The sequence below is a fragment of the Pseudomonas sp. CYM-20-01 genome (assembly GCF_023169845.1).
Classification (GTDB): Bacteria; Pseudomonadota; Gammaproteobacteria; order Pseudomonadales; family Pseudomonadaceae; genus Aquipseudomonas; species Aquipseudomonas azotoformans.
Genome location: NZ_AP025169.1, coordinates 3,952,580 through 3,970,716 on the forward strand (window position 1 = coordinate 3,952,580; position 18,137 = coordinate 3,970,716).

Below are 18,137 nucleotides of genomic sequence, written 5' to 3' on the forward strand. Positions count from 1 at the left end.
GTAAAAAAGTCGCTTGACCCGATAAATTATGCAGATCATATTAAATAAATGTTACCAAACATGTAAGACAATCACTGCCTCTGGAGTCCTTGTATGCGTAATAAAATCTTTGGCCGCCGCAGCGGCCTGCAGGTATCTGAACTGGCCTTGGGCACCGGTAATTTCGGTACGGGCTGGGGCCATGGCGCCGAGCGCGACGAAGCCAAGGCGATCTTTGATGGTTACCTCGAAGCCGGGGGCAACTTCCTCGATACCGCCAACGGTTACCAGTTCGGCCAGGCCGAAAAGCTGCTGGGGGAATTTATCGCCTCGGAACGTGACAACCTGGTGGTAGCCACCAAGTACACCCTGCGCACCGAGCCGTCCGATGAAGGCACAATCCGCGTCGGCAACAACCGCAAGAACCTGGTGCGCTCGGTGGAAGAAAGCCTCAAGCGCCTGAACACCGAGCGCATCGACCTGCTCTGGGCACATATGAGCGACAACGTCACGCCCATGGAAGAGATCCTGCGCGGCCTCGATGACCTGGTACGCGCCGGCAAGATCCACTATGCCGGCCTGTCCAACTTCCCCGCCTGGCGCATTGCCCGCGCCGACCTGCTGGCCGACGTGCGCAGCTTCGCACCGATCATCGGCGTCCAGGTGGAATACAGCCTGGTGGAACGCAGCGCCGACCGCGAGTTGCTGCCAATGGCCGAAGCGCTGGGGCTGGGCGCCACGCTGTGGTCCCCCCTGGGCGGCGGTTTCCTGACCGGCAAGTACCGCAACACCCAGGACGACAACCGCGCCAACAAACTCGGGATCCTGGTGCACGCCGAACACAGTGCGCGTGAAACCGCCGTGCTCGACGCGTTGCTGGCGGTCGCTGGTGAAATCGACGCCACGCCGACCCACGTCGCCATCGCCTGGCTGCGGGAAAAGGCCCGGCGCTCGACCACCGCGCTGGTGCCGATCCTGGGTTCGCGCACCCGCGCCCAGCTGGACAGCACCCTTGGCGCGTTGAATGTGCAACTGTCGGCCGATCACGTCACCCGTCTCGACAGCGCCAGCGCCATCCCGCTTGGCGTGCCGCACGGGATCATCGCAGAGCGCTTCCCCATCGATAACGGCCTCGACACCGCGCGACCACCGGTTATCTGAGGCAAAAAAAACGGCCTGTTCAACAGGCCGTTTTTTATTCAACGATGCAACTCAGGCAAGACTCTTGCTGACCACCTCAAACACATCACTCGACAACCCACCGGACGCCAGAATCCGCTCCAGTTCGGCTTTCATCAGCGCCTGGCGCGCGCTGTCGTATTTACGCCAGCGGGTCAGCGGCGCCAACTGGCGTGAAGCGATCTGCGGGTTGAAGCCATTCAACTGGATCACCAAGTCCGCCAGGAAACGATAGCCCGAGCCATCCGCCGCGTGGAAGTTGATCAGGTTCTGCCCGGCAAAGGCACCGATCAAGGCACGCACCTTGTTCGGGTTCTTGAGTGTGAACGCCGGGTGCTCCATCAACGCCTTGACCCGCGCCAGCCCGCCCGGCAACGTGCTGCCAGCCTGCACGCTGAACCACTGGTCCATGACCAGCGGGTTGTCCTTGAAGTTCTCGGCAAACACCGCCAGCGCCTTGGCCTTCTCTGCCTCGAACGGCGAATTCACCAGCACCGCCAGCGCGGTCAGGCGCTCGGTCATGTTGTCGCTGGTGTCGAACTGGTCCAGCGTCGCGGCCAACACTTGGGGCTTGCCACTGAGCATCAGGTACGACAGCGCGATGTTCTGCAACGCGCGACGGGCAAAGTGCTCGGCGGCCGCCACGTACGGTGTTTGTTTGGACAGCTCGCGATTGGACTGGTAACGCGGCCACAACGCTTCGTGCAGGTTGTCCGCCAGTTGCTTGCGCGCAAACTCACGGGCGGCGTGGATGGCATTCACATCCGCCACTTCGCTGATTTCAGTCAGGTAGGCTTCACCCGGTAACGACAGCATTTCCGCGACCATCGCCTGATCCAGGCTTTCATCACTCAGCACGCTGCGCAGCGCAGTGATCAAGCGCTGATCCATCTTCAAGGCCTGGCCCTGTTGATGCTGCTCAATCAACTCCTGCAGCACCTGCACCGACAACTGCTGGCCGGCGTCCCAACGGTTGAAACCGTCACTGTCATGCTGCATCAGGAACATCAGTTGGTCGCGGCTGTACGGGAAGCTCAGCTTCACCGGCGCCGAGAACCCGCGCAGCAGCGAAGGCAACGGCTGTTCGGCGATATCAACGAAGGTAAACGTCTGCTCGGCCTCGGTCACCGAAATCACCCGCGACGTGCCTCCCGCAGCCGTCTCACCGGCCAGGCGCAAGGCAATGCCAGCGCCCTTCCCGTCCAGCAAGCCCAGCTCCACCGGAATTACGAACGGCAGTTTTTCCACCTTGTCCGGGGTTTGCGGGCAGCTCTGGCGGAAGGTCAGGCTGTAGGTTTTCGCCGCGGCGTCGTAGGCCTCGCTCACCGCCAGGCGCGGCGTACCGGCCTGGCTGTACCAGCGCTTGAACTGGGTCAGGTCGGCGCCGTTGGCGTCTTCCATGGCCTTGATGAAGTCGTCGCAGGTCACGGCCTGGCCGTCATGGCGTTCGAAGTACAGGTCGCTGCCTTTGCGGAAGCCTTCGGCGCCGAGCAAGGTGTGGATCATGCCAACCACTTCCGAGCCCTTTTCGTACACGGTCAGGGTGTAGAAGTTGGAGATCTCGATAAAGCTGTCCGGACGCACCGCGTGGGCCATCGGACCGGCGTCTTCGGCGAACTGATGGGTACGCAGGTACGCCACGTCCTGGATACGCTTGACCGTGGCCGAGTTCATGTCGGCGGAGAATTGCGAGTCACGGTAAACGGTGAAGCCTTCCTTGAGCGACAGCTGGAACCAGTCGCGGCAGGTCACGCGGTTGCCCGACCAGTTGTGGAAGTATTCATGGGCAACGATCGCCTCGACCCGCTGGTGCGCGGCGTCGGTGGCGGTTTCGGCGCGGGCCAGCACGGCGCTGGAGTTGAAGATGTTCAGGCCCTTGTTTTCCATGGCGCCCATATTGAAGTCGTTCACCGCGACGATCATGAAGATGTCGAGGTCATACTCACGGCCGTAGGTTTCTTCATCCCAGCGCATGGATTTTTTCAGGCTGGTCATGGCGTGCTGGCACTTGTCGATGTTTTCCGGTTCGACGTAGATGCGCAGCGCCACGGTGCGGTCGGTCATGGTGGTGAAGGTATCTTCGACACACCACAGGTCACCGGCCACCAGGGCAAACAGGTACGCCGGCTTCTTGAACGGGTCTTCCCAGGTTGCCCAATGACGGCCATCTTCACCGGGGCCGCTGGCAATCGGGTTGCCGTTGGAGAGCAGGATCGGGTAACGGTGTTGCTCGGCGATCACCGTGGTGGTGAAGGTGCTCATCACATCCGGGCGGTCGAGGTAATAGGTGATCTTGCGAAAGCCCTCGGCCTCGCACTGGGTGCAGAACATGCTGCCGGACTTGTACAGGCCTTCCAGCGCAGTGTTGGTTTCCGGGTGGATCTTTACCGTGGTATCCAGGGTAAACGTCGCGCTGCTCGGATGTACCGTCAGGTGGCTGTCGGTCAGTTCGTAGTCATCAGCAGTCAGTGCCTGATCGGCCAGGTTTACGCTCAGCAGTTCCAACTGCTGGCCGTCCAGCACCAATGGTGGCAAACCGGCGCCACGCTCAGGATTGCGGCGCATCACCAGTTGCGCGTGGACCAGGCTGTGGTCCTCGAACAACTCGAAGGTCAGGTGGGTCTCGTCGATCAGGTAGTCCGGCGCCTGATAGTCCTTGAGGTAAATCATCTTCGGTTGTTCGGTGCGCATGGGTGGCATCCTTCTACTGATGCACGGCGAGCTGGTAGGCCGTGTACTTACGAATATTGATAACGCCGGTGTCGAAGATCAGGTACTGGCCCTTGATCCCCAGCAGCGTGCCTTCGGCAATCGGGTTCTTGTCCAGGTTGAAGCTGACGATCTTGGCCGGATATTGCTCTACCGGGTAGCGGATTTCGAGCGGTTCGATGTCGGTCACCGGTTGGATGGCCTGCAGGCCAAAGCGTTCCTGCAAACCCAGCAGGCCTTCGGCGCAGGCGGCGAACAGTTCGTCACGCACCTGCTTGAGGTCGACGGACTGGGCGTCGCCCTTGAGCAGTGCGCGCCAGTTGGTCTTGTCGGCCACCTGGCTGCGAAACAGGTCTTCGACGAAACCGGACTGCTGGCGGGTCGCCACGCGCATGATCGGCAGCGCCTGGCTCGCGCCCTGGTCGAGCCAGCGCGTCGGCAGCTGGGTGGCGCGGGTGATGCCGACCTTGATCCCCGACGAGTTCGCCAGGTACACCACATGGTCGGTCATGCAGAATTTTTCGCCCCAGCCTGGATCGCGGCAGGTGCCGGCGTCGTAATGGCAACGCTCGGGGCTCATGATGCACAGGTCACACTGGGCCAGCTTGGTCATGCACGGGTAGCAATACCCCTGGCTGAAGCTGGTCTTGGTCTTGCGGCCGCAATGGCTGCAATGGATGGCACCCAGGTATTCCAGGCGCACGTGGGTGCCGATCAACGGGTTGACCGGCACCTCGGCGTCGCCTAGGCGAAATGCGTATTGAACGGTCGGCTCACCGAGTTGCGCCGACATCTTGCTGACTGCACCGCGACCAATTTCAATCAATGGATCGCATCCGACTTGAACAGGATGTTCGGCACGGTGGTCGATTTCGACTGGCATTCCTGCGGGCCCATGTAGCCGGTGCGCTGGTCTTCCGGCAGGTTCTGGATTTCCCAGGCGATCACCGCCTGCAACGACAGCTCGCGCTGCTCGGCGGTGAGCTTGCGGCCATCGGACCACTTGCCGATTTCCACGGCGAGCTTGAGGCTCTCGTAGATGTCCGGGGTGATGTTTTCGATCATTTCAGCAAAAGACGACATGTGAACAGCCTCTGAGGTTCAGCGAGTACGTGGGTGACGGGTCCTGGCCCGTCAGAATTCCTTGGAGAGCTTGACCTGTACAAGCTCCTTGTCCAAAAGGCGCCGGAAGATCTGCGGCGCGGCGAAGGTGTAGGCGGCAAACGCCAGCCACAGCCAATTGATCAGCTCGGCCACTTGCGGATAGCCCTGGGCAGTCAACGTGATAACCACAACACGGTAGACCACAAACATGCACAGCAGCAGGATAATGGCGCGGGTGGCGCTGCGCTCGTTCATCCAGCTATTGAAGCGCCACCAGGTGCCGAGGAACACATTGCTGCGGGCCTTGACCGCCGTGAGCAGGTGCAGCGCCGCAACGTTCGTGGCGTTCTCCTGCAAGGCCCAGATCGCATGGTCACGGGCGCCGTTGATATCGCCTTCGCGCAACAACAGGTGGCCGAGCACCACCACTGCCGCCGCATTCGACGGATCAGCCTGCAACGCCTGGCGCGCGAACTGATACGCCTGGTCCCACTGGCTGCTGGCGCGGTGGAACTGCGCCATGGCTACCAGGTTGGCGGGATCATCGGGGCCCAGTTGCAAGGCTTTTTCCAGCGGTTCACGGCTTTGCGCTAGGCGACCGGTGAGCTGGTACAACTCGGCCTGGCAACGGTAGTACGCCGGGTTCAGCGGCTCCATGTCCAACAGCTGGGTGACATGTTCCTGGGCCAGCTTGAACTTGCGCAGGGCAATCGCCACCTGCGCGGCGGCGTAGTGGGACAGCGGCAACTGCGCATCGGCGGCAAGCGCCAACTGCACCTCGCGCTTGGCAGCATGCACGCGACGCATATTCATCAAGCAGATCGCCAGCAAGGCATGCGCCTCGGCCGAGTGCGGGTCGCTGGCCAGCAACTGGCGCAGTGCGTCGATGGCGCCATCATTGTGGTCAGCCTGTAGGCGTTGGTAAGCCAGTTGCAGCAGATAGTCGGTATTCATCAGCTCACCACCAGGTACCACAGGGTGTACGGCAGCCATTTGACGACCATGCCTTTGAGCACGAAGCCACCAATCAACGCCAAGGGAAAACCAAAACGGCTCAACTCGCCGCCGTAGTACTGGTAAATCTCAATGGTTGCGTTCTGCTGCATATACAGCAGGTAGCCCAGGGTGAGTTTCCACACCACCAACACCAGCAAGGCGTACTGGATTTGCGCCTGGGTCTGCAAATACCCCGCGCCAACCAGTTGCAGCAACACGAAGCCGATGACGATGCTGCCCACCAGCGCCACGCCGGCCAGCACCCATTCGCGCACCCGCGTCGGGCTGCCGACGGCAATGGAGTTGAACACGAACCACGGCAAACCCAGCCAGGCGCCACCGAGCATCAGGCCGAGCAGCGGCCAGAATGGCGAAACCGCCCACTTGGCCAGAGCGCCCGGGCGCGGTTCGTCTTCGATGCGATAACCACCGTACTGCGCCATCAGCGACCCTTCCCGTGCTTGTCGAGGAAAGCCAGCACTTCATCGTACTGGTTGCCTTCATTGGCATACCGCGCGTAATTGCGCGCCGTGGTCAGCCATTCCAGGGTGGTGGCGCGCACCTCTTTCAAGGCTTGCTTGAAATGCCGGTCGCAAATCGACTGCTCGGCGCCACTGTCGATGGACGCTTCAATGGCTTCATCGGCGGCGGTTTCCACCAACTCGCTGAGGTCGGCACCGGAGAAGCCCGAGGTGTTCTTGGCCAGGAAGGCGAAGTCGATGTCGTCTGCCATCGGGCGGCCTTTCATCATCGCCTTGAGCATCGCCTCACGCGCCGGGCGATCCGGTGGCGGTACAAACAGCACGCGGTCAAAGCGGCCGGGGCGGCGGAACGCCGAGTCGACCGACCAGGGCACGTTGGTCGCGGCGAGGATCAGCACGCCGTGGTTGTCATTGGTAAAACCGTCCATCTCGGAGAGGAACTGGCTCACCAGCTTGGACGAGGTCGACTCGCGGGTATTCGCACGTTTGCCGCCCAGCGCCTCGACTTCATCGAAAAACATCACCGCCGGCGCCTGGGCCCGTGCCTGCTCGAACAGCGCGTGCAACTTGCGCTCGGATTCGCCGATGTACATGTCCAGCACATCGGAAATCGCCACGTTAAAGAAGGTGGCCTTGCACTCCCCGGCCGTGGCGCGGGCGAGCATGGTCTTGCCGCAACCCGGTGGTCCATACAGCAGCACCCCGCCGCCGACTTTCTTGCGAAAGCGCTGGAACAGGCCCGGTTTCTGGTACGGCAGGATGATCTTTTTGTGGATGGTCTTTTTCAACTCATCCAGGCCGCCGATATCATCGAAGGTCAGGGTTTCGTTTTCCGGCACCAGCAGGCGCACGACTTCGCTCTTGTCGGTGTCGTCATTGGAGATCACACGCAGGCGCGGGCGGCCTTCGGCGCCAGGGAAGTCCACCACCGACACATTCAGGCGGCGCCACAGCGCCATGTCTTCCAGCGCCGGGTTGGCGTCCACCGCTGCGCGGTATTCCACCTGGGCTTCCTTGAGACGCTCGAGTGCAGCCAGGGCACGGGCCTTGAGCAGGCGCGCCGTCGGGTCTTCACCCTCGATCAACAACAACGCCTTCTGCGCCTGGCCGTCGGCCAGCAGCAATTGCGCCGCCGCCAGCTTCAGCGCCGAAGCCTCTGGCCATTGCTCAAGGTCGGCGGGCAGCAGCTTCAGCCCACGCGCGTGTTCGCCACGCTCAAGGCTGGCGCCCAGCAACACGGTCAGCAGTGCGACGTTACCGGGAGCCGCAGCCAGCGCAGCCTCCAGTTGGTCGAACGTCGAATCATCCATGGAGGTTCCTCAAGAGTGCATGTGCAGCGCGCAGGGGCTCATGTGAGCACCTCCGGTCGCTCGACATCGACCCACACGAACTTGCGCGGGTCGAGGCGGGTTTCCTGGTCCAGACGGTACGCCACCAGCTTGCCGTACAGCACCGCGCTGTAGTCCAGGCAGGCCAGGTTCGGGCGGATCGGCGCCGGTTTGCCGCTGCGCCAGTAATGCCCGACGAACAACAGCGGTTCGTCGACGCCGTAGCGCAGCAGGGAATTCTTTTCGGTGGACGACAACGGTGTACGCGCCACCGGCTCGGGCAGTGCGTCAGGCTGGAACACGATATCGCCGTAGGTCTTGGGGTCGTCTTCCCAGAACTTGGTGCGGAAGAACGAGCGCGTCAGGCCATCGCCACCGGTCAACGTGAGGCCGTCCGGCAAACGCATGTCGGTGCCGCGCAGCAGGCGGTCGAAGGCGTTGCAGGCAAAACTGCCCGGCACGGCCGCGGCCTGCAGGAAGTGCTGGTCGATGCAGCCGTCCGGGAAGGTGGCACGCAGCGGCTGGATAAAGCCATCGTCCCAGCACGCATGCACCACGCGAAAACGCCCGGCGTCGACAAACAGCGGCATGTCGTAGAACCAGCCGAGGAAGTCGTGCCAGTCGGCCGGGTGATGTTCGAACTGGGTCAGGGTCTCGTGGATCAACCGCGCATGCCGTGGGTTGTGCTCGCGCACGAACTGCTTGCCACTGCCCGGCGGTGCCGGTGTGGTCCAGCCCAGGGCGTTGAACTCGTGGTTGCCCATGATGCACAGCGCATGGCCGGCCTCGGCCATGTCGTGGACGATATGCAGCGCCTCGCGGATGCGCGGGCCACGGTCGATGATATCGCCGAGGAACACCGCCATACGCGTGGGATGGCGCCAGGTGCCGCCCTGCTTGTGGTAGCCCAACAGGTCGAGCAAGTGCTCAAGGGTGTGGGCGCAACCGTGCACGTCACCAATCAGGTCGTAGCTACGCGCGGGATCGAGCATCAGTCGCCTCCACCCCCCAAGCGGCTGCCCCAGCCCAGCTTGGTGCGGCACACTTCGTAGTAGTTGTGGTCCAGCGGGTGGATCAACCGCAACTTCTGTGCCTTCTTGCTCACGGTGATGGTGTCACCGGGGGCGCAGGTGAAATGGTTCTGCCCGTCACACGACACCTGCGGGTAGATCTGCATGTCTTTGGACACCACGATTTTCAGCTCACTGTTGCCGTCGACCACAATCGGCCTGCTCGACAACATATGGGGGTACATCGGCACGATCACAATGGCATCCAGCTTGGGATGCATGATCGGGCCACCCGCCGATAGCGCGTAGGCGGTGGAACCCGTGGGCGTGGCGACGATCAGGCCGTCGGCCTTCTGGCTGCACACGAACTGGCCGTCGATATACAGCTCGAACTCGATCATCCGCGTCGACTTGCCGGGGTGCAGCACCACGTCATTGAGCGCATCGCCCTGGCCGATGGCCTCGCCATGGCGGCGTACTTCGGCTTGCAACAGGAAGCGGTTCTCCACCAGGTAATGGCCGTCGAGCACCTTGGCCACTTCGACTTCCAGCTCATCGGGGCGGATATCAGTGAGGAACCCCAGGCTGCCCCGGTTGATCCCCAGCACCGGCACGTTATGCCGCGCCAGCGCACGGGCGGCGCCGAGCAGGCTGCCGTCGCCGCCGACCACGATGACCATGTCGCAGACTTCGCCGAGCATCTTGCGCGACGAGGTCTGCAGGCCATGGCCCGGCAGGATTTCAGCGATGGTGTCTTCGAGGATCACATGCAGGTGGCGGTCCAGCAGGAATTTTTTCAGCCGGCGGACGGTGTCCAACACCTGGGTACTGCCCAGGCGACCGATAATGCCGATATTGCGAAATTGCTCCATGGGGCTCCTGCGGGATGTGGAGTGTGGCAAAAAAGAACGATTATGGGCGAAAGGCCGTCTCAGGCAAAATCCTTTGTCGCCGTGAAGCCTTGATGACAACGGTTCTCAGCCACCTTCAGCGCAGTTAAAAGGCTATGCTCGGACCATGACTGTGTTCCCCGATCTGCACAACCTGCCCCGCCAGCTGCGCCACCCCGAGGTGCGCGACCTGGCGTGGGTGATGCTCGCCCCGCCGATGCTCGCGCAGACGCCGTGGCCGCAACGCCACCCGCTGGCCGGCAGCGATTGGGTGCAGGCGCCGCATCTGTTGGAACGCTGGCTGCGCCAGCTGGACCAGGACAGCAGCGCCTTGCAGCAATGGTTGAGCCTGTCGCGCACGCGCCGCCTGGGCCTGTATTACGAACGCCTGTGGCAGTTCGCCGTGCAACATGCGCCGGGCGTGGAATTGCTGGCCGCCAACCTGCCGATCCGCCGTGCCGGGCATACCCTCGGCGAGCTGGATATGCTGCTGCGTGACCGCGATGGCGTGCATCACCTGGAACTGGCGATCAAGCTGTATCTGGGGCCGCAGGACGGTGATGGTCAGGACACCGCACAGTGGCTGGGGCCGGGTTGTCATGACCGACTGGACCGCAAGTTGGCGCATCTGGCCCAACATCAATTGCCGATATCCGCGCGGGAGGAAAGCCGTGAAGTGCTGGCCGCGTTGGATGTCCAGCAGTTTGATGCGCATTTGTGGTTGGGCGGTTACCTGCTCTACCCCTGGCCCGGCCAGGCCATGCCCCCCAGTGGCGCCCATCCGCAGCATTTGCGCGGGCGTTGGTTGCATCAACGGGACTGGCAAGCGTTTGTCAGCCGCAGCCAACCGGGCCATTGGCAGCCCCTGCCCCGGCATGCCTGGCTGGCGCCGGCGCATTACCCCGCGAATGAGGTGTGGAGCGAAGAGCAGATGCACGGCTGGCTGGCCGACCTTGACCCGATGGCTCCGGCGCAACTGCTGGTGCGGCTGGTACAGGTGGGTGAGGATTGGGAGGAAGCCGAGCGGTTGTTTCTGGTGGCCAATCTTTGGCCGAATGTGCCGGGGGCTGGCTGAGGTTTTGTCGTGAATTTCAGGGCCTCATCGGGGGCAAGCCCCCTCCCACATTTGAAATGCATTCCCCTGTGGGAGGGGGCTTGCCCCCGATAGCAGTTGCCCAGGCACTACAGCTGATCGATATGCCGATACTCCAACTGCAACCCTGCCGCCAGTTGCTGCGCGCGACCCAACCTGATCGGCCCACGCTCGATATCGACCAGCAGGCCCGGGCACTCCAACTGCGGTAGCCCAGTAACTTCCTTGAGTCGCCCGTCAGTGATCACCAGTAACCGCTGTTGTTCAGCCGGGTAGCGCTTGCGCCGCAATGCCAGCCAATTGCCGGCCTCGACAAGCGCCGCCAGCAATGGCGTACCGCCGCCCGCGCCCAACTGTTCCAGCCAACCCGCCAAGCCCTTGGCCGCTTTCAACCCTTGCACCTGCCACTTCGGCATTTGCCCGCTGGCCGTCAACAACGCCATCCGTGCCCGCTGGCGGTAGGCGTCATCAAACAACTGCGCCAACAAACCCTTGGCGTCGGTGAGTGCACGATGCCGTCGGGTGGACGCCGACGCATCGACAATCACCAACCACAGTTCATGGGCCGCACGACTGCGCAGGTGAAACAGCAAGTCCTGTCGCGTTTGTGGCCGACCACCGAGCAAGGTGCCCGGCCAGTTGATCGCGCCCTGCTTCGCGCTGCGTGCCTTGCCTTGCCTGCCGTTGCCTAGTCGCCCTGCCTTGGGTCGCGCATCCGCCCCCGCGTCAGGTCGAGGGCGAATGCCTAGGGCTTTTTTGGCCAGGTCGGCACTTCCCGGCGTGCGCCCGTGGGCAGCGCCGGTGCGGGCATATCGCCCCATTGGCCTTGACCGGACGAGGTGTCGGAGGGTTTCGGCGACTGCCCTTCGCTTGGCGGGCTGGCCGGTGGGGACTGTTCCTGGCGGCGATGGCGCAGGGCGAATTCGGCAACCGCTTGAATATCTTCCTCGGCGATGGCGCTGGCTCCCCGCCACGCGGCATGGGCCCTCGCACCGCGCAACCAGACAAGGTCCGCACGCAGGCCATCAACCCCCGCCGCAAAGCAGCGTTCGGTGATCTGCGCCAGCGCCTGGTCATCCAGCGCAATGCTGTCGAGCCGCGCCCGTGCCTGGGTGCAGCGCTCGCGCAATGCCGCTTGTGACACCTCCCACTGCGCACAGAACGCCGCAGGGTCGCTGTCGAAATCCAGACGACGCCGGATGATCTGCCCACGCTCGGCCGGCAAGGTCTGCCCGCTCAAGGCCACGTTGAAACCGAAGCGGTCGAGCAACTGCGGACGCAACTCGCCCTCTTCCGGGTTCATGGTGCCGATCAGCACGAAGCGCGCCGAATGGCGATGGGAAATGCCGTCGCGCTCGATCAGGTTGGTGCCGCTGGCGGCCACGTCCAGCAGCAGGTCTACCAGATGGTCGGGCAGCAAATTGACTTCATCGACGTACAGCACGCCGCCGTCAGCCTTGGCCAACACGCCAGGGGAGAACTGGGCCCGGCCTTCGCCCAATGCGGCGTCCAGGTCCAGCGTGCCGACCAGGCGCTCTTCAGTGGCGCCCAACGGCAAGGTCACGAACTGACCACTGGCCAGCAGGTCGGCCAAACCCCGCGCCAGGGTGGACTTGGCCATGCCGCGCGGGCCTTCGATCAGCACACCGCCAATCTTCGGGTCGATAGCGGTCAGGCACAGCGCCAGTTTCAGGTCATCGGCGCCGACCACGGCGGACAGCGGGAAATGGGGAATATCAGTCATCAGCTGTCTTCTTCTATATCCAGCAACAGGTTTTCCAACGCCTCGCGGTATGCCCCCGGTTCCTGCCACATGCCACGCTGCTGGGCTTCCAGCATGCGCTCGGTCATGTCGCGCAGTGCATCGGGGTTGTGCTGTTGCACAAAGGCCCGGGTGTCGGGGTCGAGCAAGTAGGCGTCGGCCAACAGTGCGTATTGGTGATCGTCGATCAGTGCGGTGGTGGCGTCGAAGGCGAACAGATTGTCCACCGTCGCGGCCATTTCAAACGCACCTTTATAGCCATGGCGCTTCACGCCTTCGATCCACTTGGGGTTGGCTGCACGGGAACGGATCACCCGGTTCAGCTCTTCCTTCAACGTGCGGATCTTCGGCAGGTCAGGCTGGCTATGGTCGCCATGGTAGCTGGCGGCCTTGTCGCCGCTCAGGGTTTCCACGGCAGCGAGCATGCCACCCTGGAATTGGTAGTAATCGTTGGAATCGAGCAGGTCGTGCTCGCGGTTGTCCTGGTTCTGCAAAACGGCCTGCACCTGGCTCAGGCGCTGGGCGAATTGCCCGCGGGCGGCAGTACCTTCGTCGGAACCGCCATAGGCGTAGCCGCCCCAGTTCAGGTAAACCTCGGCCAAGTCTTCACGGCTTTGCCAGAGACGCCCGTCGATCGCGCCCTGCACGCCCGCACCGTAGGCGCCGGGCTTGGCACCAAAGATGCGCCAGCCGGCCTGTTTTGCCGCGGCCTCTGCGTCCAGGCCCGAAGCCAGCAACGCTTCACGCTCACTGCGCACCTTGGCGGCCAGGGGGTTCAGATCGTCCGGTTCGTCCAGCGCAGCCACCGCCTGCACCGCCGCATCGAACAGGCGGATCAGGTTGGCAAAGGCATCCCGGAAGAAACCGGACACGCGCAACGTCACATCAACCCGCGGGCGGTCGAGCAGGCTGATCGGCAGGATTTCAAAGTCATCCACCCGCTGGCTGCCCGTCGCCCACACCGGACGCACGCCCATCAGCGCCATCGCCTGGGCGATGTCATCGCCGCCGGTGCGCATGGTCGCGGTGCCCCATACCGACAGGCCGAGTTGGCGCAGGTGGTCGCCATGGTCTTGCAGGTGCCGCTCCAGAATCAGGTTGGCCGACTGGAAACCGATGCGCCAGGCCGTGGTGGTGGGCAGGTTGCGCACATCCACGGTGAAAAAGTTACGCCCGGTGGGCAACACATCCAAACGCCCGCGACTCGGCGCACCACTGGGGCCAGCGGGCACGAAACGGCCGCTCAAGGCATCCAGCAATCCGCGCATTTCCGCCGGGCCACAGGCATCCAGCCGAGGCGCCACGACAATACGCAGGCTTTCGATCACGGCCTTCACGTCTTCCCAGCCGGGTTCCTCCAGCTGTTCAAGCGGTCCTTCCAGGGCTTGCTCGATCAAACGTGCGGCGTACAGCTCCAGGCGCTCGCGGGTATCACCGGCGGTGCGCCACAACTGCCCATCGATATTCTGCAGCACCAGCGGCCGGCGTCCGGTCCAGGGTTCGGCCAGGGCGCAGTCCAGCGGGTCGAAGCCCAGCTCGAAGGCCTTGGCCAACACGCGCAGCAAGCTCGACTGCGGGCCTCGACCATCGCCACGCGGGATGCGCAGCAGCGCCAGCAAGGTGTCGATACGCAGGCGACCCTCGGGTGACTCGCCAAAAATATGCAGGCCGTCGCGGATCTGCGATTCCTTCAAGTCGCACAGGTAGGTGTCCAGGCGCGGCAACCACACGGCAGCATCGGCGTCGCTCTCCAGCTCAAGCTCCTGGTCGATGCGGGTTTCGCGCACCAGCTTGAGAATGTCCTTCTGCAGCTCCAGGGCGCGGCGCGGATCGAGCAACTGCGCTTCGTAATATTCGTCCGCCAGCAGCTCCAGGTTACGCAGCGGGCCGTAGGTTTCGGCACGGGTCAGCGGCGGCATCAGGTGGTCGATGATGACTGCCTGGGTGCGCCGCTTGGCCTGGGCGCCCTCGCCCGGGTCATTGACAATAAACGGATATATATTCGGCAGCGGCCCCAGCAACGCATCGGGCCAGCAGTTTTCCGACAGGCCCACGCCCTTGCCCGGCAGCCACTCCAGGTTGCCGTGCTTGCCCACATGGATCACGCCGTGGGCGCCGTAGGTGTGGCGCAGCCAGAAGTAGAACGCCAGGTAAGCGTGGGGCGGTACCAGGTCCGGGTCGTGGTACACGGCGCTGGCGTCCACTTGGTAACCCCGCGCGGGCTGGATGCCGACAAACGTCAAGCCCAGGCGCAGGCCGGCGATCATCAGGCGACCGTCGCGGCACATCGGATCGTTCTGCGGCGCGCCCCAGCGTTCCAGCACCGCCTGGCGATTGGCTTCGGGCAGGCGCTGGAACATCGTCTCGTACTCGTCCAGGCCCAGGCTTTGATGGCAAGGGCGTAGGTCGAGGCTGTCCAGGTCATTGGTGACGCCGCCGAGCAACTCATGGATCAACGCCGTGCCGCTGTCGGGCAATAAGTCCGGCAGCGGATAGCCTTCGGTTTTCAGGGCACGCAGGATATTCAGCGCCGCCGCCGGTGTATCCAGGCCCACGCCGTTGCCAATGCGACCGTCGCGGGTCGGGTAGTTGGCGAGGATCAGCGCAATGCGTTTCTCTGCATTCGGCACTCGCGCCAATTCGACCCAACGCCGCGCCAGCTCAGCGACAAAATCCATGCGTTCGGGCGCGGCGCGGTAGCACACCACATCCGACTGGCTGCGCTCACTGCGCCAGGCCAGGTCCTTGAAACTGATCGGTCGGCTGATGATGCGCCCGTCCAACTCCGGCAACGCGATGTGCATCGCCAGGTCGCGGGGGCCAAGGCCCTGCTCGCTGGCCTCCCAGCCGGGCTGGTTATCCTGGGCACAAATGGCCTGGATCACCGGGATATTGCGGCGAAACGGGCGCAGGTGCGGCGCTTCGGGGCTGGATTGGGCGAAGCCGGTGGTGTTCAAGATCACCGCCGCGCCGACCTCATCCAGCAGGTCCTCGACCACCGCCAGGCAGCCGGGTTCTTTCAAACTGGCCACCGCCATGGGCAACGGGTTGAGGCCCGCCGCCTGCAGACGCTGGCAAAACACATCGATAAAACCGGTATTGGCCGCCTGCAAATGGGAGCGGTAGAACAACACCGCCGCCACCGGCCAGTCGGCGTTCCAGTCTGCCTGCCAATCGTTCAGGCGGGCGTTGGCATGCTGCGGATGATAGATCGCCGTGCGTGGCAGGGTTTGCGGCTCGCCCCAGGCATAGTCGCGACCCAGGTAAGCGCTGGCCAGGCAGCGATAGAAATCCAGGGCATTGCCCAGGCCGCCCTGACGCAGGAAGTGCCACAGCCGATCACGTTCTTCGGCACCGACGGTGCTCAGCCCGCTGAGTTCCGGGTCCGGGCGATCATCCCCCGGTACCAGGATCAGTTGCACACCGCGTTCGGCCAGTTCCACCAGGCGCTCGATGCCGTAGCGCCAGTAACCGATACCGCCATGCAGCGAAATCAAGATGACCTTGGCGTGGCGCAGCACTTCATCAACGTACAGGTCGACCGAGGCATGGTTCTGCACCTGCATCGGGTTGGCCAGGCGCAGGCTTGGGTAGTCGTCGGGCAACTGCTGGGCCGCTTCGGCCAGCAGCGCCAGGCTGGAATCGCCGCTGCACAGGATCACCAGGTCAGCGGGGCTTTGGCCAAGGTCGGCAATATTATCGTCCGAGACGAAACCACCGGGCTGGGTCCTGAGCAGGTGCATGGGTCAGACGCTGAGGGCGGCGCGCAGTTGCGCTTCGAGGCCCGCCGCGTCCAGTTCCTGGCCGATCAGCACCAGGCGCGTGGTGCGTGCTTCTTCAGCGCCCCAGGCACGGTCGAAGTATTTGTCGAACCGCGTGCCCACACCCTGGATCAGCAGGCGCATCGGTTTGTTCGGGATGGCGGCGAAACCTTTGACGCGCAGGATGCCGTGTTGCACCACCAGTTGCGTCAGGGCATCGAGCAGCAGTGCTTCATCGGCTTGCGGCAAGTCGATGGAGATCGAGTCAAAGGCATCGTGGTCGTGGTCGTCTTCACCTTCGTGGTGGTGATCGTGGTGGCTGTGGCGGCCGTCGATGTGCTCTTCGGAACCGGCGCCCAGGCCGATCAGTACATCCAGGGGCAAGCGACCGCTGCTGGCTTCGACGATCTTCACCGCCGGCGGCAGCTCTTCGGCGACTTCCAGGCGCACGCGGGCCAGGTCTTCGGCGCTGATCAGGTCGGTCTTGTTAAGGATCACCAGGTCGGCACTGGCCAGTTGGTCGGCGAACAGCTCGTGCAGTGGCGATTCGTGGTCCAGGTTGGGGTCGAGCTTGCGCTGGGCGTCCACCTGGTCCGGGAATGCGGCGAAGGTACCGGCGGCCACAGCCGGGCTGTCGACCACGGTGATCACAGCGTCAACGGTGCAGGCGCTGCGGATTTCCGGCCACTGGAAGGCTTGTACCAACGGCTTGGGCAATGCCAGGCCGGACGTTTCAATGAGGATATGGTCGAGATCGCCGCGACGGGCGACCAATTCGCGCATTACCGGGAAGAATTCTTCCTGCACGGTGCAGCACAGGCAGCCATTGGCCAATTCGTAGACACGACCGTTGGCTTCTTCCTCGGTGCAGCCGATGGAGCACTGCTTGAGGATTTCACCGTCAATGCCCAGCTCGCCGAATTCATTGACGATCACCGCGATGCGACGGCCCTGGGCGTTGTCGAGCATATGGCGCAGCAAGGTGGTCTTGCCCGAGCCGAGGAAGCCAGTGACGATGGTGACGGGGAGTTTGGCCAGTGTTTTCATCGGATGCCCTTGGGGGCGGGCATACGGGACGATGGCCCTGCGACGGTGCGCAGCAGCGGATTTCGTCACCGGATCACCCCGCCCGGTTGAAGTAGAAAATCGGTTGCGAGGCAGGTCTCCTGGCTTGGGGCTTACAGGTCTTGCGACCGGCGCTGGCTGCGCCTTCCCGCCTTGTCGGCAGTGGCGTGGCAGTCAGCTGGACCCTTTACAGTTGCGGGGGCAGCCGCGGCTTGGACCGCGTTCCCTTCTTAGCTTCGGCCTGGGCCGAAGAACCTCGAGGGTGCAAGGCTACGCAGTGCTTGGGGGATGGTCAATGATGGGGTTGGGTTGGGTTGGCTTGTGTACATATCCGTTGCTGCGGTAACGGCTGATATTGGTTCCGCTCTTACAGCGGCTTACTTTTGAAAAGCCGGAATGCCGGCCCAGTCAAAAGTAAGCAAAACGCTCTTGCCCCAACACTCGGCACCTCGCCTAGGCTCGGTGTGCCCGTAATCCGACAGTGATTTGGGGGGCCGCCTAAGATCAAAATCAAAAGCAGATCAAAAGCCAGAGCCAGAGCCAGAGCCAGAGCCAGAGCAAACCACCCTTCAACTGATACATGAAGATCAAACTGTGGGAGGGGGCTTGCCCCCGATGGCGGTGTGTCAGCCAACTCATCAGTGACTGACCCACTGCCATCGGGGGCAAGCCCCCTCCCACACTTTGACCGAGTACCGGCCATACAATCCGGTCGGCTCTAAGGCCGCCGCGCTCTTGTTTTTGATCTGGGATCGCCCCGTCAAACACGCTGGCCGAAC

14 protein-coding genes and 1 riboswitch are annotated in these 18,137 nt (G+C 63.2%); of the genes, 2 read left to right on the forward strand and 12 right to left on the reverse strand.

Annotated features, from left to right (window positions below):
- The first annotated feature begins 93 nt into the window (after window positions 1-93).
- On the forward strand, window positions 94-1,140 hold the full coding sequence (locus M2497_RS17550; protein WP_248481959.1) for an aldo/keto reductase: 1,047 nt from the start codon (window positions 94-96) through the stop codon (window positions 1,138-1,140).
- Between the two features lie 51 nt (window positions 1,141-1,191).
- On the opposite strand, the gene pepN is transcribed toward M2497_RS17550, so the two are convergent.
- Genes pepN through M2497_RS17590 form a run of 8 tightly spaced genes read right to left on the reverse strand, consistent with a single transcriptional unit; the run spans window position 1,192 to window position 9,659 of the window.
- Window positions 1,192-3,849 carry an aminopeptidase N gene (gene pepN, locus M2497_RS17555; protein WP_248481961.1) on the reverse strand — a complete coding sequence of 886 codons (2,658 nt, stop codon included), beginning with the start codon at window positions 3,847-3,849 and terminating at the stop codon, window positions 1,192-1,194.
- Between the two features lie 13 nt (window positions 3,850-3,862).
- Window positions 3,863-4,693: a DUF2797 domain-containing protein gene (locus M2497_RS17560; RefSeq protein ID WP_248481963.1), complete on the reverse strand. Its 831-nt coding sequence runs from the start codon at window positions 4,691-4,693 to the stop codon at window positions 3,863-3,865.
- Window positions 4,690-4,950 carry a DUF1315 family protein gene (locus M2497_RS17565; RefSeq protein ID WP_017528545.1) on the reverse strand — a complete coding sequence of 87 codons (261 nt, stop codon included), beginning with the start codon at window positions 4,948-4,950 and terminating at the stop codon, window positions 4,690-4,692. The genes M2497_RS17560 and M2497_RS17565 overlap by 4 nt, the downstream gene beginning before the upstream one ends.
- A gap of 51 nt (window positions 4,951-5,001) precedes the next feature.
- On the reverse strand, window positions 5,002-5,925 hold the full coding sequence (locus M2497_RS17570; protein WP_248481964.1) for a tetratricopeptide repeat protein: 924 nt from the start codon (window positions 5,923-5,925) through the stop codon (window positions 5,002-5,004).
- Window positions 5,925-6,410 (reverse strand): hypothetical protein, encoded by a 486-nt coding sequence (locus M2497_RS17575; protein WP_071496039.1) that lies wholly within the window; start codon window positions 6,408-6,410, stop codon window positions 5,925-5,927. Before M2497_RS17575 ends, M2497_RS17570 begins: the two co-directional genes overlap by 1 nt.
- A complete protein-coding gene (locus M2497_RS17580) occupies window positions 6,410-7,759 on the reverse strand; it encodes an ATP-binding protein (RefSeq protein WP_071496040.1) in 1,350 nt (449 codons plus the stop codon). Before M2497_RS17580 ends, M2497_RS17575 begins: the two co-directional genes overlap by 1 nt.
- 38 nt (window positions 7,760-7,797) lie before the next feature.
- Window positions 7,798-8,772 carry a metallophosphoesterase gene (locus tag M2497_RS17585; RefSeq protein WP_248488223.1) on the reverse strand — a complete coding sequence of 325 codons (975 nt, stop codon included), beginning with the start codon at window positions 8,770-8,772 and terminating at the stop codon, window positions 7,798-7,800.
- Window positions 8,769-9,659 carry an NAD(+) kinase gene (locus M2497_RS17590; protein WP_038845279.1) on the reverse strand — a complete coding sequence of 297 codons (891 nt, stop codon included), beginning with the start codon at window positions 9,657-9,659 and terminating at the stop codon, window positions 8,769-8,771. Before M2497_RS17590 ends, M2497_RS17585 begins: the two co-directional genes overlap by 4 nt.
- 145 nt (window positions 9,660-9,804) lie before the next feature.
- Between M2497_RS17590 and M2497_RS17595 the strand changes: the two genes are divergently transcribed.
- On the forward strand, window positions 9,805-10,752 hold the full coding sequence (locus M2497_RS17595) for a DUF1853 family protein (protein ID WP_248481967.1): 948 nt from the start codon (window positions 9,805-9,807) through the stop codon (window positions 10,750-10,752).
- A gap of 107 nt (window positions 10,753-10,859) precedes the next feature.
- Here the strand turns inward: M2497_RS17595 and M2497_RS17600 are convergent, their stop codons facing one another.
- From M2497_RS17600 to cobW, 4 genes are read right to left on the reverse strand one after another with little or no spacing between them, the layout of a single operon-like run.
- Complete coding sequence (locus M2497_RS17600; protein WP_248481969.1) at window positions 10,860-11,591, reverse strand: VWA domain-containing protein; 732 nt, start codon at window positions 11,589-11,591, stop codon at window positions 10,860-10,862.
- Window positions 11,516-12,514: an AAA family ATPase gene (locus tag M2497_RS17605; RefSeq protein WP_248481971.1), complete on the reverse strand. Its 999-nt coding sequence runs from the start codon at window positions 12,512-12,514 to the stop codon at window positions 11,516-11,518. Before M2497_RS17605 ends, M2497_RS17600 begins: the two co-directional genes overlap by 76 nt.
- Window positions 12,514-16,275: a cobaltochelatase subunit CobN gene (gene cobN, locus M2497_RS17610; RefSeq protein ID WP_248481972.1), complete on the reverse strand. Its 3,762-nt coding sequence runs from the start codon at window positions 16,273-16,275 to the stop codon at window positions 12,514-12,516. The genes M2497_RS17605 and cobN overlap by 1 nt, the downstream gene beginning before the upstream one ends.
- A gap of 3 nt (window positions 16,276-16,278) precedes the next feature.
- Window positions 16,279-17,340, reverse strand: coding sequence for a cobalamin biosynthesis protein CobW (gene cobW / locus M2497_RS17615; RefSeq protein WP_282578245.1), 1,062 nt, complete (start codon window positions 17,338-17,340; stop codon window positions 16,279-16,281).
- A 91-nt stretch (window positions 17,341-17,431) separates the two neighbouring features.
- A riboswitch (cobalamin riboswitch) is annotated at window positions 17,432-17,632 on the reverse strand.
- Window positions 17,633-18,137 lie beyond the last annotated feature (505 nt).

Excerpts from the sequence above, each read along its gene's own strand:
- M2497_RS17570 (WP_248481964.1), bottom strand. The coding sequence starts at position 5,925 with ATGAATACCGACTATCTGCTGCAACTGGCTTACCAACGCCTACAGGCT.
- M2497_RS17595 (WP_248481967.1), top strand. The coding sequence starts at position 9,805 with ATGACTGTGTTCCCCGATCTGCACAACCTGCCCCGCCAGCTGCGCCAC.
- M2497_RS17600 (WP_248481969.1), bottom strand. The coding sequence starts at position 11,591 with ATGGGGCGATATGCCCGCACCGGCGCTGCCCACGGGCGCACGCCGGGA.
- cobW (WP_282578245.1), bottom strand. The coding sequence starts at position 17,340 with ATGAAAACACTGGCCAAACTCCCCGTCACCATCGTCACTGGCTTCCTC.
- pepN (WP_248481961.1), bottom strand. The coding sequence starts at position 3,849 with ATGCGCACCGAACAACCGAAGATGATTTACCTCAAGGACTATCAGGCG.
- M2497_RS17580 (WP_071496040.1), bottom strand. The coding sequence starts at position 7,759 with ATGGATGATTCGACGTTCGACCAACTGGAGGCTGCGCTGGCTGCGGCT.
- M2497_RS17565 (WP_017528545.1), bottom strand. The coding sequence starts at position 4,950 with ATGTCGTCTTTTGCTGAAATGATCGAAAACATCACCCCGGACATCTAC.
- M2497_RS17590 (WP_038845279.1), bottom strand. The coding sequence starts at position 9,659 with ATGGAGCAATTTCGCAATATCGGCATTATCGGTCGCCTGGGCAGTACC.
- M2497_RS17575 (WP_071496039.1), bottom strand. The coding sequence starts at position 6,410 with ATGGCGCAGTACGGTGGTTATCGCATCGAAGACGAACCGCGCCCGGGC.
- cobN (WP_248481972.1), bottom strand. The coding sequence starts at position 16,275 with ATGCACCTGCTCAGGACCCAGCCCGGTGGTTTCGTCTCGGACGATAAT.
- M2497_RS17550 (WP_248481959.1), top strand. The coding sequence starts at position 94 with ATGCGTAATAAAATCTTTGGCCGCCGCAGCGGCCTGCAGGTATCTGAA.
- M2497_RS17605 (WP_248481971.1), bottom strand. The coding sequence starts at position 12,514 with ATGACTGATATTCCCCATTTCCCGCTGTCCGCCGTGGTCGGCGCCGAT.